22 protein-coding genes and 2 pseudogenes are annotated in these 13,063 nt (G+C 61.0%); 22 read left to right on the forward strand and 2 right to left on the reverse strand.

The features are described from left to right. Positions 1 to 11: 11 nt before the first annotated feature. Complete coding sequence (locus HAP54_RS40805; protein WP_166296864.1) at positions 12 to 194, reverse strand: hypothetical protein; 183 nt, start codon at positions 192 to 194, stop codon at positions 12 to 14. Positions 195 to 219: 25 nt separating this feature from the next. Between HAP54_RS40805 and HAP54_RS40810 the strand changes: the two genes are divergently transcribed. The 20 genes and pseudogenes from HAP54_RS40810 to HAP54_RS40905 form a co-directional block, all read left to right on the forward strand. Further along, entirely contained in the window at positions 220 to 465 is a 246-nt protein-coding gene (locus HAP54_RS40810; RefSeq protein ID WP_166296866.1) for a hypothetical protein, read from the forward strand. Further along, complete coding sequence (locus HAP54_RS40815; RefSeq protein WP_156928819.1) at positions 458 to 640, forward strand: hypothetical protein; 183 nt, start codon at positions 458 to 460, stop codon at positions 638 to 640. Before HAP54_RS40810 ends, HAP54_RS40815 begins: the two co-directional genes overlap by 8 nt. After that, positions 637 to 891 carry a hypothetical protein gene (locus HAP54_RS40820; RefSeq protein WP_166296868.1) on the forward strand — a complete coding sequence of 85 codons (255 nt, stop codon included), beginning with the start codon at positions 637 to 639 and terminating at the stop codon, positions 889 to 891. Before HAP54_RS40815 ends, HAP54_RS40820 begins: the two co-directional genes overlap by 4 nt. Continuing rightward, the gene (locus tag HAP54_RS40825; RefSeq protein ID WP_029083449.1) at positions 888 to 1,085 is read left to right on the forward strand and encodes a hypothetical protein; all 198 of its coding nucleotides are present in this window, start codon (positions 888 to 890) and stop codon (positions 1,083 to 1,085) included. The genes HAP54_RS40820 and HAP54_RS40825 overlap by 4 nt, the downstream gene beginning before the upstream one ends. Continuing rightward, positions 1,085 to 1,258 (forward strand): hypothetical protein, encoded by a 174-nt coding sequence (locus tag HAP54_RS40830; RefSeq protein ID WP_156928820.1) that lies wholly within the window; start codon positions 1,085 to 1,087, stop codon positions 1,256 to 1,258. Before HAP54_RS40825 ends, HAP54_RS40830 begins: the two co-directional genes overlap by 1 nt. 514 nt (positions 1,259 to 1,772) lie before the next feature. Beyond that, positions 1,773 to 1,958: a hypothetical protein gene (locus tag HAP54_RS40835; protein WP_029083450.1), complete on the forward strand. Its 186-nt coding sequence runs from the start codon at positions 1,773 to 1,775 to the stop codon at positions 1,956 to 1,958. A gap of 315 nt (positions 1,959 to 2,273) precedes the next feature. Continuing rightward, positions 2,274 to 2,528, forward strand: coding sequence for a hypothetical protein (locus tag HAP54_RS40840; RefSeq protein WP_029083451.1), 255 nt, complete (start codon positions 2,274 to 2,276; stop codon positions 2,526 to 2,528). A gap of 85 nt (positions 2,529 to 2,613) precedes the next feature. Further along, complete coding sequence (locus HAP54_RS40845) at positions 2,614 to 2,751, forward strand: hypothetical protein (protein ID WP_156928821.1); 138 nt, start codon at positions 2,614 to 2,616, stop codon at positions 2,749 to 2,751. Position 2,752: 1 nt separating this feature from the next. After that, positions 2,753 to 2,908: a hypothetical protein gene (locus HAP54_RS40850; RefSeq protein ID WP_166296870.1), complete on the forward strand. Its 156-nt coding sequence runs from the start codon at positions 2,753 to 2,755 to the stop codon at positions 2,906 to 2,908. 167 nt (positions 2,909 to 3,075) lie between these two features. Continuing rightward, positions 3,076 to 3,249 (forward strand): hypothetical protein, encoded by a 174-nt coding sequence (locus HAP54_RS40855; protein WP_156928822.1) that lies wholly within the window; start codon positions 3,076 to 3,078, stop codon positions 3,247 to 3,249. Positions 3,250 to 3,252: 3 nt separating this feature from the next. Further along, positions 3,253 to 3,510, forward strand: coding sequence for a hypothetical protein (locus tag HAP54_RS40860; protein ID WP_029083453.1), 258 nt, complete (start codon positions 3,253 to 3,255; stop codon positions 3,508 to 3,510). Continuing rightward, entirely contained in the window at positions 3,503 to 3,664 is a 162-nt protein-coding gene (locus HAP54_RS40865) for a hypothetical protein (RefSeq protein WP_166296872.1), read from the forward strand. Before HAP54_RS40860 ends, HAP54_RS40865 begins: the two co-directional genes overlap by 8 nt. Beyond that, the gene (locus tag HAP54_RS40870) at positions 3,661 to 3,918 is read left to right on the forward strand and encodes a hypothetical protein (protein WP_029083455.1); all 258 of its coding nucleotides are present in this window, start codon (positions 3,661 to 3,663) and stop codon (positions 3,916 to 3,918) included. The genes HAP54_RS40865 and HAP54_RS40870 overlap by 4 nt, the downstream gene beginning before the upstream one ends. After that, a complete protein-coding gene (locus tag HAP54_RS40875) occupies positions 3,915 to 4,079 on the forward strand; it encodes a hypothetical protein (RefSeq protein WP_156928823.1) in 165 nt (54 codons plus the stop codon). The genes HAP54_RS40870 and HAP54_RS40875 overlap by 4 nt, the downstream gene beginning before the upstream one ends. 269 nt (positions 4,080 to 4,348) lie before the next feature. Beyond that, a complete protein-coding gene (gene tnpA / locus HAP54_RS40880) occupies positions 4,349 to 4,744 on the forward strand; it encodes an IS66-like element accessory protein TnpA (RefSeq protein WP_166202956.1) in 396 nt (131 codons plus the stop codon). Then, positions 4,741 to 5,088: an IS66 family insertion sequence element accessory protein TnpB gene (gene tnpB, locus HAP54_RS40885; protein WP_063676425.1), complete on the forward strand. Its 348-nt coding sequence runs from the start codon at positions 4,741 to 4,743 to the stop codon at positions 5,086 to 5,088. The genes tnpA and tnpB overlap by 4 nt, the downstream gene beginning before the upstream one ends. A gap of 46 nt (positions 5,089 to 5,134) precedes the next feature. Further along, entirely contained in the window at positions 5,135 to 6,808 is a 1,674-nt protein-coding gene (gene tnpC / locus HAP54_RS40890; protein WP_166205228.1) for an IS66 family transposase, read from the forward strand. 109 nt (positions 6,809 to 6,917) lie between these two features. Next, positions 6,918 to 7,238 carry a hypothetical protein gene (locus tag HAP54_RS40895; RefSeq protein WP_166296874.1) on the forward strand — a complete coding sequence of 107 codons (321 nt, stop codon included), beginning with the start codon at positions 6,918 to 6,920 and terminating at the stop codon, positions 7,236 to 7,238. Between the two features lie 215 nt (positions 7,239 to 7,453). After that, on the forward strand, positions 7,454 to 8,599 hold the full coding sequence (locus HAP54_RS40900; RefSeq protein ID WP_224741567.1) for an acyltransferase family protein: 1,146 nt from the start codon (positions 7,454 to 7,456) through the stop codon (positions 8,597 to 8,599). 150 nt (positions 8,600 to 8,749) lie between these two features. Beyond that, a pseudogene (locus tag HAP54_RS40905) lies at positions 8,750 to 9,748 on the forward strand (IS1380 family transposase); the annotation flags it as partial. A gap of 148 nt (positions 9,749 to 9,896) precedes the next feature. On the opposite strand, the gene HAP54_RS40910 reads toward HAP54_RS40905, so the two are convergent. Beyond that, a protein-coding gene (locus HAP54_RS40910) for an IS3-like element ISRj2 family transposase (protein ID WP_166204126.1) occupies positions 9,897 to 11,026 on the reverse strand; the annotation gives its coding sequence in 2 pieces (ribosomal slippage) (positions 9,897 to 10,774 and positions 10,774 to 11,026; 1,131 coding nt in all). 122 nt (positions 11,027 to 11,148) lie between these two features. On the opposite strand from HAP54_RS40910, the gene HAP54_RS40915 reads away from it, so the two are divergent. Then, positions 11,149 to 11,454: a hypothetical protein gene (locus tag HAP54_RS40915; protein ID WP_166296878.1), complete on the forward strand. Its 306-nt coding sequence runs from the start codon at positions 11,149 to 11,151 to the stop codon at positions 11,452 to 11,454. A 116-nt stretch (positions 11,455 to 11,570) separates the two neighbouring features. After that, a pseudogene (gene istA, locus HAP54_RS40920) lies at positions 11,571 to 13,061 on the forward strand (IS21 family transposase); the annotation flags it as partial. Positions 13,062 to 13,063: the final 2 nt, after the last annotated feature.

The raw sequence follows: 13,063 nt of genomic DNA on the forward strand, positions 1-13,063 counted from the left end.
GATACTCGTTGTTACGGATTGGTGGTGAAACCGCCCTCGGCGATTGCGTCGATGTCCCGCTGGGTGAGGTCGTCGCGCTTCACATTGGGGTGGGTGCGGAGGTATTCGCCGAGCGTCTCACCCGGTCCTGGCCGCATGAACTCCTTGGACGCTTCCGCGTAGTCGGCGCCGTCGCCCGGGAGCTTGCACTCCATCTGCGACTTGATGCCGGTGCTCTTGATGTACGTGTGGGTCCAGACCGATCCGACCATCATCGAGAGCCAGCACCGTGCCGCGAGGCTGACGCGGGCGTTCTGCGAGAGCGGGATGGATGCGTTCGAGTTCAAGGACGACAGCGGCCGGCACTACGTCGTCAACCGCGCGACCGCTGCCCGCTGCATGGAGTTCGACACCTTCGTCGCCTTCACGTCGCCAGGCATGGTCCGAGCCCTGGACCGGCCGTGGTGTGAGGCCGGTCGTGCCTAAGTTCAAGGACAAGGACTGGGTGAAGTCTGCCCGCGTCGGCTCGAAAGGGTCGTTCGTCGGGCAGATCGTCGGCACCAGCCAGGGCGAATCCATCGTCCGCGACGAGGACCGCAAGAAGTGGTTGCGCGCCGAGTCTGAGCTGGAACACGCCGAGAAGAAGGACAAGGCAGCATGAGCGGCGGGCCATCACGTCGGCGCCGAGAAGGTCGCCAAGCCTTCTATCGTGGCGGCGATCCGGACGTCCACAACCCCTATTCGCCTGGCACCTACGAGGCCTCCGACTGGCGGGATGGCTGGCGCGAAGCCAAGAAGGATGACGACATCGTCATCCAACAGGAACGGCAAGCGGAGTTCGAGGACATCTACAAGGTCATCGAGTTCGCTCGCCTCTACAACCTCGCCAAGGAACAAGGGCTCATCACGTGATCCTGACCGCAAAGACCCAGGCAGCCTACAACGCCGCCGCCCGCCTGCCATGCTCGCTGCCGCTGGCGAACATGCAGGTCGACATCGACGAAGACTTCATCGGCTGCATCGACGCGAACGACTATGTCGAGACGTCGATCGCCAACGACAACCGCGACGAGGCTCGGGCTCGCGCCCAGCATTGGAGGCTGTGATGGTCACGCTGAACAAGCTGGACTCCTTCGATGCCGATCGGCTGCACCGCAAGCTGTCCCGTATGTGGCGCGCTGCGGCGGACAACCGCACGGCGCGGCGCATCTACCGCATGATGAGCCGGGTCTACCTGCACCTGCATCGCAAGCTGCTGGTGGAGGGACGTCATGCCTGAGACCTTCGAGCAGTTTCAGGCCGGCATCAGGGCCGGCGAGCGTGTGTGCGCTGAGTCCGATCTCTACTGGCGGACCAACCGCTGGGCGATTGATGGCCGCGGCGGGTGGATGCCAGTGAGTCTTTCGCGAAGGTGAAAGAGGCCGATGCTGACCATCTTTCGCCGATGAGGTCCCGTGTGTGGTTGAAGTGGGTCTGCACACAAAGGCAGGGGAAAATCCCGCAGGACGAGGCGAGTAGCGGTTTCATCCCGTCTCGCACTTTCAAACGGCCTAGCTTCGGCGTTTCGTCCGCGCCTGGCGATGATGGCCACCCATGACCATGATGAAACGGGACACCGCTCATAGGTTGCTGCGACCCAAACGCAGTGGCGAGGCCGGCGCTATCCGGCCATCCCCTGCTCTTATGCGAGCGCGGTCATCCTCAACCACAGCAAGCAAGCCCGGCTGTATACGCCGGTAGCTGCCAAATCGGATGTCCACCGCGCTCACATAAGAGCATCAACGAGGACCATCATGACAGTCACGCGGATCGTCGAGAACAATCAGACCAAATGGCGCAATCACGCCGATGCTGAAGCGGTCGCCAAGGCGAACCGCGACGGCGATCCGGAATGGACCTACGTCGCGCAACAGGCGTCGGACGGCTGGTGGTACGTGGCCGTCTTCGACGAGGACGGCGAGGGCGTGGGAGTCATGTGATGAGGACCGGGCTCACTCATTCCGCCGCACCAAAAAGCGTGACTGGTACCTCAATGGCGGCTTCGCCAATTCCCGATGCTGGCGCCGGCAAGTGCGAGGCGTGTGGCACTACTTCATCGCGATCGAGTGATCGGTCGGGTGACAGAGACCCCGAGACCAGGAGTATGGCCATGAAGAAGTAATCGACCCCCACTGTGAACCCGGATGAGTACGACGACTGAGTTTTTTGGACCGGTGAAGCCGCGAGCGACCGGACGCACAGCCTGACCAGCGGCAGGCAAACCAATCCGCTGGTGCAATTCTTGAGGTGACCTAATGACCGACCCGTATGCATCGCTCTCTCGCTCGAACAAGCCGAGCCCGTTCCAGGTGGTCATCCTCTTCGCCAATGGATCCTGGGGCATTCACGATTTCCAATCGTTCATGGATGCGCGGGATTTCTATCGCAACGGCATCAGCTATAGCGACCGCGTGCAGCGTGTCACCGTCATGGAGAACGGCAACCAGATGCGGGCCGTGTGGGACGCTTCCTGGGATGACCAGAGCAAGTACGCTGGTCTGAACAACTGAACCGATCAAATTCACGCCCGAGGTGCGCCTTGGGCATTGCATGAAGGCAAACGCAAAATGCCAAAGCGACGAATGAAGACCCAGGATGCAGCTCAACATCGTCGTCGATCTCGCGACGCAGAATGTGATCAGCGAGAAGGATCACCCTGAAGAGCACAAGCGCCAGATGGAGGCCGTCTCTGTCGTCAGCGTGTACCGCCACTTCAACAAATGGATGGACTGACATGGGAACGAACTACTACGCGACGCCGGCCCCGTTCTGCCCGACCTGTGGATGCAGCGATCCCGCCATCCACATCGGCAAGAGCAGCGCCGGCTGGGCCTTCCTGTTCCATGGCTACGAAGACGAGAAGCTGACGCTGACGACCGCCAAGGAGTGATTCGAGCATCTGCAAGGGCGCGAGATCAAGGGCGAGTACGGCTGCATCGTCTCGATCGACGACTTCAAGACGATGGTCGCGCGCAAGAAGCACGACCGCATCGCCTGGTCGGATCGCAAGCAGCTGGATCCCGAAGGTCACCCCGTCGCCTTCTACGAGTTCAGCTGATGCCGCACGACATCTATGAAGCCGGTTACCTCGCCGGCCTCGAAGGCGACGATAGATGCCCATATCTCGCCTTCACCCCTCACTGGTGGTGCTGGCAAGCCGGCAACTACGTCGGCCACCACACCATGTGTTCGCAGCTGGAGGCGGTCGCCCTCCTCTTCCCACAGGACTGAGCCATGAACGTGATCTGGAAACTGATCGACGAAGAGACCTACTACGACGCGCTCGGCGTTGTTCCTCCCGCAATGCAGACCGGACGCGGCTTCCAGATGGGAGAGCCGGTGAGCCACCGTGTATGCGAGATCCACAACAAGCTCGCGCCGACGTTCCACGCTTACATCAGCGATGGCAATCGCTTCTTTAAGTCCGACCGTCCGCTCACGATCTCGGAGTCCATCCAGGCCTGCATCCATCCGGAGCTTCCAAATGGCTAAGGCCAAGACCAACGTTCAGTTCGTCCGTGATCTGATGGAGCACAGCCAGTTCGGCGCAATGACGCAGCTGTTCGTGCTCGATGCGCTCGACAAGTGGTCCGGCATGGTCGCGAAGGAAATCCAGGAGAAGATCAACGCGAGGACCGCCGGATGATGACGTTCAAGCACAATCCTGAAGATGCCTGCCACTGCTCCTACTGCGGCATCAAGGAAGACATCCACCTGCTCGACGGTGTCCTCAACGACAACGAGACCGACAGTGGCAAGCTGGCATGCATCTCCCGCTATCCGAACGACAGCTGGTGTTGCGGCCACCATGACATGGTGGACATGAGCATCGCGCCATCGCTGAAGCCGCTCTACGAGCAATATCGCGACAGCGCGAAGTGGACCATCGGCCACCGATGATCTCTCAGGAATACGCACAGCGCCTGCTCGGCATCGTCCAGGCTTTCGTCAACCCGGTGCAAGAGCACCACGGCATCCCGTGCCGCATCGACATGAACTGCCTGCGCAGCGATGGAGCGAAACTTCTCGAGGAAATCAACAATGGCAAAGGAAGAAGATAAAGCAGGCTGAGACCTACACCGCGGTGCAGGTGGAGGCCGCGCTCTGTGTCTGGGAGTGTCTCAATGAGTGGACACTCGGCACCGAGGCGTAGGTTGCCAAGCTCGAAAAGCGGCGAGAAGCACCCCAACTCGCTTGCAGCCATTCGGGTCGAATGGATCGAGATGCGTGAGGAGTGTGGATCGGCCGAGATGCGCTCGCAGTCGATCGTTCGTATCCGTCCGAGGGCGGCCGTCTTGCGAGTTTTTCCGATCTGTAGCTGACTGTCCTTATGGACGGACATAAGGACAGTGCGGTGCTGAGCCGCATGGATTTGGTGGAGACCGGTCGGCGGCGACGCTGGACGCGTGCGGAGAAGCTCAGAATCGTAGAGGAGAGCTTCTCGGGGCCACGACTGGTGTCGGCGACGGCTCGCCGGTATGGGATATCACGTCAGCTTCTGCTGAGCTGGCGCAAGGCTTGGACCTGTCATGATCCGGCCGAAGAGGATTCGATCGGCCCGACATTCGTCCCTGCGATAGTTGCGGCAAGTACGCCGCCAACGACGGAAGCTGTCGAGACAGGTCAGATCGAAATCGTGAGCCCTCAGGGGCTGCGCGTGGTCTTCGGCCCCGGTGCGGATATCGAGGCGGTCGTTCGAATTGCTCGGGGCCTGGCGCGCCGATGATCCCGATCCCGACGGGCGTGCGGGTGTGGCTGGCGACGGGCCATACCGACATGCGGTGCGGCTTTCCGAGCCTGGCTCTGCGCGTGCAGGAAGTGCTCAAGCGCGACGCCATGGGCGGCGGTCTTTTCTGCTTCCGGGGCAAACGCGGTGATCTATTGAAGGTCATTTGGCACGATGGCCAGGGCGCCTGCTTGTTCACCAAAAGACTCGAGAGAGGCAGGTTCATCTGGCCATCGGTTGCTGGTGAATCGGTAACGATCTCTCCGGCGCAGTTGAGCTATCTGTTGTCCGGGATCGATTGGCGCAACCCTCAAGAAACCCAGCGTCCGACGCGGGTCGGATAGTCGTTTTACGGTTTGAATCTGCTGCTCGATCTGATTCAATGGCTCCATGATATCGAAGCCGGATGATCTTCCATCGGACCTTGTCAGTGCCCTGGCGGCGCTGCAGGCCGAGCGTGAGGCGCGACAGAAAGCCGAGGCGAAGGCCGCCAACTGGCAGGCGCAAGCCGCGAATGCGCAGGCGAAACTGTCGGATACCGAGGCGCTGATCGCTCATCTCGAGTTGCGCATCGAGAAGCTGAAACGCGAACTGCACGGGCAGCGATCCGAGCGCTCGGCACGGCTGCTCGAGCAGTTGGAGTTGGAGCTCGAAGAACTCGTCACCACGGCGAGCGAGGATGAGCTTGCCGCACAGGCCGCAGCGGCGAAGACGCAGAACGTCCGCCCCTTCATGCGCAAGCGGCCGGTGCGCAAGCCATGGCCTGACGATATCGAACGCGAGCGCGTCGTCATTGAGACTCCAACGACCTGCGCCTGCTGCGGTGGATCGCGGCTGGCGAAGATCGGTGAGGATGTGACCAAGACGCTGGAGGAGATCCCGCGCCGCTTCAAGCTGATCGAGACGGTACGCGAGAAGTTCACCTGCCGCGATTGCGAGAAGATCAGCCAGCCGCCCGCGCCGTTCCATGCCACGCCGCGCGGCTTCATCGGCCCACAATTGCTGGCGACGATCCTGTTCGACAAGTTCGGCATGCATATCCCGCTCAACCGCCAGAGTGCGCGCTTTAAGGCCGAGGGGATCGACCTGCCGTTGTCGACGCTGGCCGACCAGGTCGGCCACGGGACCTTCGCCGTCATGCCGCTCTTCCACTTGATCGAACGCCACGTGCTCGCTGCCGAGCGCCTTCATGGCGACGACACCACCATCCGTATTCTGGCGAAGGGCAAGTGCACGACCGGGCGGATCTGGACTTATGTGCGGGATGACCGGCCGTTCGCCGGGCCTGCGCCGCCGGCAGCGGTCTATTACGCCTCGAGCGACCGACGAGGCGAGCATCCACAGAGACATCTGGCCGCCTTCGCCGGCATCTTGCAGGCGGATTGCTACAGCGGCTTCGAGCCGCTGTTCGACCCGCAGAAGAAGGCGCTGCCGATTACGCCGGCGTTTTGCGTGGCCCATGCGCGGCGGGGCTTCTTCGAGCTGGCTGATATCGAGAAAAATGCTCGGGAAGGCAAGAAAGGCAAACCGGTCTCCCCGATCGCGCTGGAGGCTGTCAGACGCCTCGATACGTTGTTCGAGATCGAGCGCGCCATCAACGGCCGCGGTGCCGGCGAGCGGCGTGCCGCTCGCCAGGAACAGAGTAAGTCACTTCTCGAGGACATGCATGCCTGGCTGCTCCGCGAGCGCGAAACCCTCTCGCGTTCCTCCGAGGTCCTGAAGCCGATTAACTACATGCTCAGGCGCTGGGACGGCTTCGCCCGCTTCCTCGACGACGGCAGGATCTGCTTGACCAACAATTGCGCTGAGCGCGCATTGAGAGGCATCGCCTTGGGAAGGCGCAACTGGACCTTCGCCGGCAGCCAGCGCGGCGCCGACCGTGCCGCCATCATGCTGACGATGATCACGACCTGTCGCCTCAACGACGTCGATCCCAAGGCCTGGCTCGCCGACGTCCTGGCCCGTATCGCCGATCATCCCGCATCGCGTCTGCACGAGCTCTTGCCCTGGGAATGGAAGCTCCTGCGCCAGGCCGACAAGCCAGCCAATCAGCAGGCCGCCTGACCTTCACCCTTCACCCAATGCCATCATAGACCTCGCCGTGCCCGCGCGCATGCGTCAATCAGGCGGCCTCCGTCGTATGCGTACGTACGACTGGGAGGTGATCCCGGCCATGCTGAAGCATGCCGTCTGCAATGATGGCAAGGCGTCGATGTACCGGGGCGACTACGTCTACATGGGCGGCGAGCTGATCGATCCGCATAGCGCCGCCCAGCTGGTGGCGCAGGAGTTTGCCTGGCTGCGCTTCGAGGACGACTGCAAGGGCGAGGCCAGGAAACAGTGGGCCTACGAAGGCCTGGTCAACGACGATGGCGGCGAGCGCATGCGTCAGTCCTTCGAGCTGGGCGAGACGCCGGCCGAGTTCGTGAAGTGGCTCGGCGAGAAGTACGACCTCACCCCCGCAAGCGAGAACCAAGTCTCGGTCCCGCCCTGATTGCACGGACGCTCCCGCGTCCAGGCCGGCACATGCTCCATGGTGAAGCGGTGCGGGTATCGAGCCTTGGCCTGCTCGAATGTGATCGGGCGCATCAGAACTGACGGTGCTCAGACCGTGTAGCGGCACACGGTATATGCAAAGCATATGCAAATATACGCAATTATATGCAAAGAAAATGCGACAGATGCGTTAATAGAATCGCAGAATCTTACATGTCGAACGCGATGCTCAAATCCAGCTACGACCTCCCGAATTTACCGCCCCCCAACGCCTTTCCCGAAGACCCCGGGTCGCTGGCTGCCAAAGGGGTCGCGCGACTGAGCATTCTTGACGGCATGCGGGGAATTGCTGCCATCTGCGTCGCCTTTTTACATTTTTATGAACCCTTTCAGTTCGGTCCTCAGAACTGGATTCCTCGCGGTTATCTCGCTGTAGATTTTTTCTTTTGCTTGTCAGGGTATGTAATGGCATTTGCCTACGACCCTTCTCGCGTAGAATTGTCACCCACAGAACTTATTAAACGGCGTCTGATACGACTGCATCCGCTGGTCGTAATTGGCTCCTTGTTGGGCTTCGTTGTGGCTGTAATCGGACGATTCTATGCGCCTGTGGCTGCCGCATTATTCAATTTTAGTGTCACGGAGTTTTTTATTCTCCTCACCTCCAGCGCACTTCTATTGCCGCACCTATTTCTCAGCGATCCCAGCTTTCCTATTTTTCCTTTAGTCGCTCCCGCCTGGTCATTGCTTTGCGAGTATGTGGCGAGCCTAACGTTTGCTCTTTTTCTGCGCCAACTATCGCTTCGATGGTTGCTAGCGATGCTCGCCTTCGCCGCGGTTGCAACGGCATACACGTGCTACGATTTCGGAAGCCTAAACGGCGGTTACGACCGCAGAACCTTCTGGATTGGCTTTGTACGGGTAGGTTTTTCATTTATCGCGGGCGTTGTTGCTTACCGTATTGGCAGGCAACCGCTGTTGCCACGGGCAGCATATTACCTTCCACTTATCCTGCTTGCGACCTTCTTTTGGCCCTTCCTTTGGAAGCCCTACGATTTCCTGATCGTCACAATCGTATATCCGCTCCTTGTTTGGCTGGGCGCTAATGCAATCGGGAGTCCGTCGATCAACCGTTTTAGCGAGTTTATCGGAGATCTTTCATATCCGCTTTATATGACCCACTACGTTCTACTCATGCTATTGTTCGGCGGAACTTCGGCAGGTTGGGTTGCGCAGAATCATGCAGCGCTAGCGGTACCAACCATGACTCTCGTTGCAATCGCTTTTAGCTTTCTTGTTAAGCGATATCTCGACGAACCGATCCGAGCCACTTTGCATCACAGATCATTTGAGCACTGACCTGCCAATGCGTACGTATTTCCTCTAGCCCGTCTTATTCGTCAGAGTGCGCCTGAGAGGCTGGCGAGCGTGGTGTAAAGCGCTGATGCGGCGTAGGATTCGGTTGCAAAGCCAACCCCATCACCTTCAGCCGCGAACACCAGGCCCGCCATGACCGATGATACGATTCTGCCCTTCTCGTTTCCAGCCGTTCACGCCAAGAAAGTCACAGCTGCCTTCGATGGCGGTCGGCTGACCTCGAACGGGGGCGTGATGCTTCTGGCGATGGCCGAGCGGCGTCTCGGCTTGGCCGACAATTTGGCCCGGGTGTTCCCGGATCGGCGCGATCCGACGCGGGTCGTGCACAGCCTTGTCGATATGTTCCGCGCGCGCATGTTCGCGATCTGCTGCGGCTACGAGGACGCCGACGACCTCGATCATCTGCGGTCCGATCCCGCATTCAAGCTGGCCTGCGGACGGCTGCCGGACACGGGTCGCGATCTGTGTTCCCAACCGACGCTGTCGCGGCTGGAGAATGCTCCGCGCCTGCGCGACGTGATCCGACTGACCTACACTTTGGTCGACGCATGGATGGATAGCTACCCGCGCGAGCCGGCATCCGTCACGCTCGACATCGATGATACCTGCGATGTCGTCCACGGCCATCAGCAGCTCTCGCTGTTCAACGCTCATTATGACGAACGCTGCTTCCTGCCGATCCACGTCTACGACACGGAGAAGAGCCGGCCCGTGGCGGTCGTGCTGCGGCCCGGCAAGACGCCGGGCGGCGTCGAGGTGCGTGCCCATCTGCGCCGCCTGATACGGCATATCCGGACGCGGTGGCACAACACGCGAATTACGTTCCGTGGCGACGGGCACTATGCTCGGCCGGAGGCCATGACGTGGTGCGAGACCAACGGCATCGACTACATCTTCGGTCTGTCCGGCACCAAGCCGCTCGCCAGAAAAGTCGACGAGGCCGCCGACGACATCCGCACGCGACGCGCCATCGAGAACCTGCCGGTTCTGCGTGGCTATACCGAGACGCGCCACAAGGCCAAGTCCTGGGATCGCGAACGACGCACCGTCGCCCGTATTGAGGCGACGATGCTCGGCCTCGACATCCGTTTCGTCGTCACCAGCCTCGATGTCGGCTCGGCCGAGTGGATCTAAGAGCTGGCGCCGGTTGTTTGGACAGCGCCCCGCGGGATTTAAGTGGATTCCTGCCGGGTTATGCTGAACGCGGGGCCTTACGATTTTGTCGTTGCGTCGGGAGGGCGTAGCCCGACCAGAGCGACGACAAAATCGTCGGCGACGGTCATGCGGCCATCACCATAGCTTGCGTGCCGAAGTAAGCCTCGTCGGGCGTGCGCCCGTCAAGGCTCGAGTGAGGGCGTCCCTGATTGTAGAAGGCCAGATACTTGGCAATTGACGCTCGCGCCTCGGACACGCTGTCGTAGGCGCGGAGATAAACTTCTTCGTATTTGACCGTGCGCCAGAGCCGCTCGACAAACACGTTGTCGCGCCAGGCGCCCTTGCCGTCCATGCTGATGGCGATCTTCGCGTCCAGCAGCACATCGGTGAACTCGAGGCTGGTGAACTGGCTGCCCTGGTCCGTGTTGAAAATCTCGGGCCTGCCGTGCTTCGCCAACGCCTCCTGGACCGCTTCGACGCAGAAGGCCGCCTCCATTGTGATCGAGACGCGATGGGCCAGGACCCGTCGGCTGAACACATCGACGACCGCCGCGAGATAGACGAAGCCACGCCGCATCGGAATGTAGGTGATGTCCATTGCCCACGCCTGGTCGGGCCGCTCGATCTTCAATCCGCGCAACAGGTACGGGTAGATCTTGTGACCCGGTGCCGGCTTACTCGTGTTCGGGCGACGATAGACCGCCTCGATCCCCATGCGCTTCATCAGCGTCGCGATGTGGCGGCGACCGGCGTATACGCCCTCCCGCCGCAGCAACGATCGCTGCATACGCGCTCCCGCGAAGGGATAATCGAGATGCAGCTCATCGAGCCGACGCATCAAGGCAAGGTCCTCGGCCGAAACTGGCCGAGGTTCATAGTAGACCGTGCTGCGAGCCAGCTTCAGGACCTTCGCCTGGCGCACGATAGAAAGATCATGACCGCGGTCGATCATCGCTTTGCGCTCAGCAGGCCCGCCTTGGTGAGCGCGCCGGACAAAAAATCGTTTTCCAACGCCAGCTCGCCGATCTTGGCATGTAACGCCTTCAAATCGACCGGCGTCTCGGCCGACGCCTTGTCATGCCCAAACACGCCGGCGGCGCCTTCCAGGAGCTGGTTTTTCCAGATCGTGATCTGGTTCGGATGAACATCAAACAGTTGCGCCAGCTCCGCCAGCGTCTTGTCGCCTTTGACCGCAGCCAAAGCAACCTTCGCCTTGAATGCCGGAGAATGCATCCGGCGGCTCTTCTTCGTCATCTTCGCTCCTGATTCGCGGCAAGAATCCTCGCCGCTGTCAGGCAGAAAATCCACTCAAGCTACTGTCCGAATTTGCGGAGCCAGCTCTCATTGCCGCTGCAGTTGCTAGGGCGCCTGCAGAGTTGAGTGGCGTTCCTCAGAGCATCCATGACGAACTGGTCAACGGCATCCTCCGGAAAACACACGGCACCGAGCTGGCCAAGATTGCGACCGATGTGGCGACTCTGGAATTCGCCGACGAGTTGATTCGGGAGGCGGACAAGGAAATTCGATCGGCAGCAGAAGTTGCGCACTCGACCGACTTCCGCGTTTGGGCAAAGCCGCTGCTTGACCCGATTTTGACCGAAGCCGGCGCGGACTTCGATGAAGTATATCGGCGACAGGAACCGAATGAGTTGAACATTCTCGGCGCGCTCGCCGCAGCATAGTCTGTCATTCGGCCTGCAATATTGACCCCCTAAGCCGGGGGATCGGCGTCCAAAATTGACCCCCTACAGATTGATCTGTTGCGCTGCCTGCTTTGGAACGAAGCAGGTGGTGGGGGATGCTGATCGTGGAGACAATTGCCCGGATCCGGCGCGAGCACTTCATCAAGGGCAAGACGATCAAGGAGATCGCCCGTGACCTGAAGGTGTCGCGGAACACGGTCCGGAAGGTGCTGAGGTCGGGAGAGACCTCCTTCGAGTACGAGCGGCAGGTGCAGCCGCGGCCAAAGCTGGGACGATGGGCAGTAGAGCTTGACGGATTGCTGGCGGCGAACGCGGCCAAATCGGCTCGTGAACAGCTGACGTTGATCCGGATCTTCGAAGAGCTGCGCGGCCGCGGCTACGACGGCGGTTACGATGCCGTGCGGCGTTACGCCAGGCGGTGGAGCAAAGAACGCGGGCAATCGACCGCGGCGGCTTATGTCCCGCTGAGCTTTGCCCCAGGCGAAGCCTACCAGTTCGACTGGAGCCACGAGGTGGTCTTGCTGAGCGGGACCACGGTGATGGTGAAGGCCGCCCATGTCCGGCTCTGTCACAGCCGCATGCTGTTCGTGCGGGCCTATCCGCGGGAGACGCAGGAGATGGTGTTCGACGCCCACGACCGGGCGTTCGCTCTGTTCAAAGGCACCTGCACCCGCGGCATCTACGACAACATGAAGACCGCCGTAGAGACGATCTTCGTCGGTAAAGGGCGTCTCTACAATCGCCGCTTCCTGCAGATGTGCAGCCACTATCTGGTCGATCCGGTCGCCTGCACGCCGGCGTCGGGCTGGGAGAAGGGGCAGGTCGAGAACCAGGTCGGGCTGGTCCGGGAGCGCTTCTTCACGCCGCGGCTGCGGTTCAAAAACCTCGACGAGTTAAACGCCTGGCTGCTCGACAAATGCATCGCCTACGCCAAGGCTCATCGCCACCCGGAGCTGGTCGATCAGACGATCTGGGAAGTGTTCGAAGCCGAGCGTCCCAAGCTCGTTCCCTATGCCGGCCGCTTCGACGGCTTCCATGCGGTGACGGCATCGGTCTCGAAGACCTGCCTGGTGCGCTTCGACAACAACAAGTACTCGGTCGCAGCCAGCGCAGTCGGACGGCCGGTCGAAGTCCAGGCTTATGCCGACCGCATCGTGATCCGTCAGGATGGACGCATCGTTGCCGAGCACCCGCGATCCTTTGGCCGCGGCGAGACGACCTATGATCCCTGGCACTATGTGCCGGTGCTGGCTCGCAAACCCGGTGCCTTGCGCAACGGCGCTCCCTTCAAAGACTGGGTGCTGCCGGCCGCGATCGAGCGGATCCGGCGCAAGCTTGCCAGCACCGACGATGGCAATCGGCAGATGGTCGACATCCTCACCGCGGTGCTGACTGACGGTCTGTCCGCGGTGGAAGCGGCCTGTGCCGAAGCGCTCGGTCATGGCGTCCATTCCGCCGATGTCGTGCTCAACATCCTGGCCCGTCAACGTGAACCCGCCCCACCGGCCAACATCATGACGCCGGCCGCACTGACGCTCCGTCATGCACCGATCGCCGATTGTGCCCGCTACGACAACCTCCGGAGGAC

Source organism: Bradyrhizobium sp. 2S1, assembly GCF_011516625.5.
Taxonomy (GTDB): domain Bacteria; phylum Pseudomonadota; class Alphaproteobacteria; order Rhizobiales; family Xanthobacteraceae; genus Bradyrhizobium; species Bradyrhizobium septentrionale.

Bases quoted from the DNA above. Each gene is read 5' to 3' on its own strand.
- HAP54_RS40875 (WP_156928823.1), top strand. From the start codon at position 3,915: ATGATCTCTCAGGAATACGCACAGCGCCTGCTCGGCATCGTCCAGGCT.
- HAP54_RS40840 (WP_029083451.1), top strand. From the start codon at position 2,274: ATGACCGACCCGTATGCATCGCTCTCTCGCTCGAACAAGCCGAGCCCG.
- tnpC (WP_166205228.1), top strand. From the start codon at position 5,135: ATGATATCGAAGCCGGATGATCTTCCATCGGACCTTGTCAGTGCCCTG.
- HAP54_RS40830 (WP_156928820.1), top strand. From the start codon at position 1,085: ATGGTCACGCTGAACAAGCTGGACTCCTTCGATGCCGATCGGCTGCAC.
- HAP54_RS40900 (WP_224741567.1), top strand. From the start codon at position 7,454: ATGTCGAACGCGATGCTCAAATCCAGCTACGACCTCCCGAATTTACCG.
- HAP54_RS40810 (WP_166296866.1), top strand. From the start codon at position 220: ATGTACGTGTGGGTCCAGACCGATCCGACCATCATCGAGAGCCAGCAC.
- tnpA (WP_166202956.1), top strand. From the start codon at position 4,349: ATGGACGGACATAAGGACAGTGCGGTGCTGAGCCGCATGGATTTGGTG.
- HAP54_RS40870 (WP_029083455.1), top strand. From the start codon at position 3,661: ATGATGACGTTCAAGCACAATCCTGAAGATGCCTGCCACTGCTCCTAC.
- HAP54_RS40835 (WP_029083450.1), top strand. From the start codon at position 1,773: ATGACAGTCACGCGGATCGTCGAGAACAATCAGACCAAATGGCGCAAT.
- tnpB (WP_063676425.1), top strand. From the start codon at position 4,741: ATGATCCCGATCCCGACGGGCGTGCGGGTGTGGCTGGCGACGGGCCAT.
- HAP54_RS40865 (WP_166296872.1), top strand. From the start codon at position 3,503: ATGGCTAAGGCCAAGACCAACGTTCAGTTCGTCCGTGATCTGATGGAG.
- HAP54_RS40845 (WP_156928821.1), top strand. From the start codon at position 2,614: ATGCAGCTCAACATCGTCGTCGATCTCGCGACGCAGAATGTGATCAGC.
- HAP54_RS40820 (WP_166296868.1), top strand. From the start codon at position 637: ATGAGCGGCGGGCCATCACGTCGGCGCCGAGAAGGTCGCCAAGCCTTC.
- HAP54_RS40860 (WP_029083453.1), top strand. From the start codon at position 3,253: ATGAACGTGATCTGGAAACTGATCGACGAAGAGACCTACTACGACGCG.
- HAP54_RS40895 (WP_166296874.1), top strand. From the start codon at position 6,918: ATGCTGAAGCATGCCGTCTGCAATGATGGCAAGGCGTCGATGTACCGG.
- HAP54_RS40855 (WP_156928822.1), top strand. From the start codon at position 3,076: ATGCCGCACGACATCTATGAAGCCGGTTACCTCGCCGGCCTCGAAGGC.
- HAP54_RS40805 (WP_166296864.1), bottom strand. From the start codon at position 194: ATGGAGTGCAAGCTCCCGGGCGACGGCGCCGACTACGCGGAAGCGTCC.
- HAP54_RS40850 (WP_166296870.1), top strand. From the start codon at position 2,753: ATGGGAACGAACTACTACGCGACGCCGGCCCCGTTCTGCCCGACCTGT.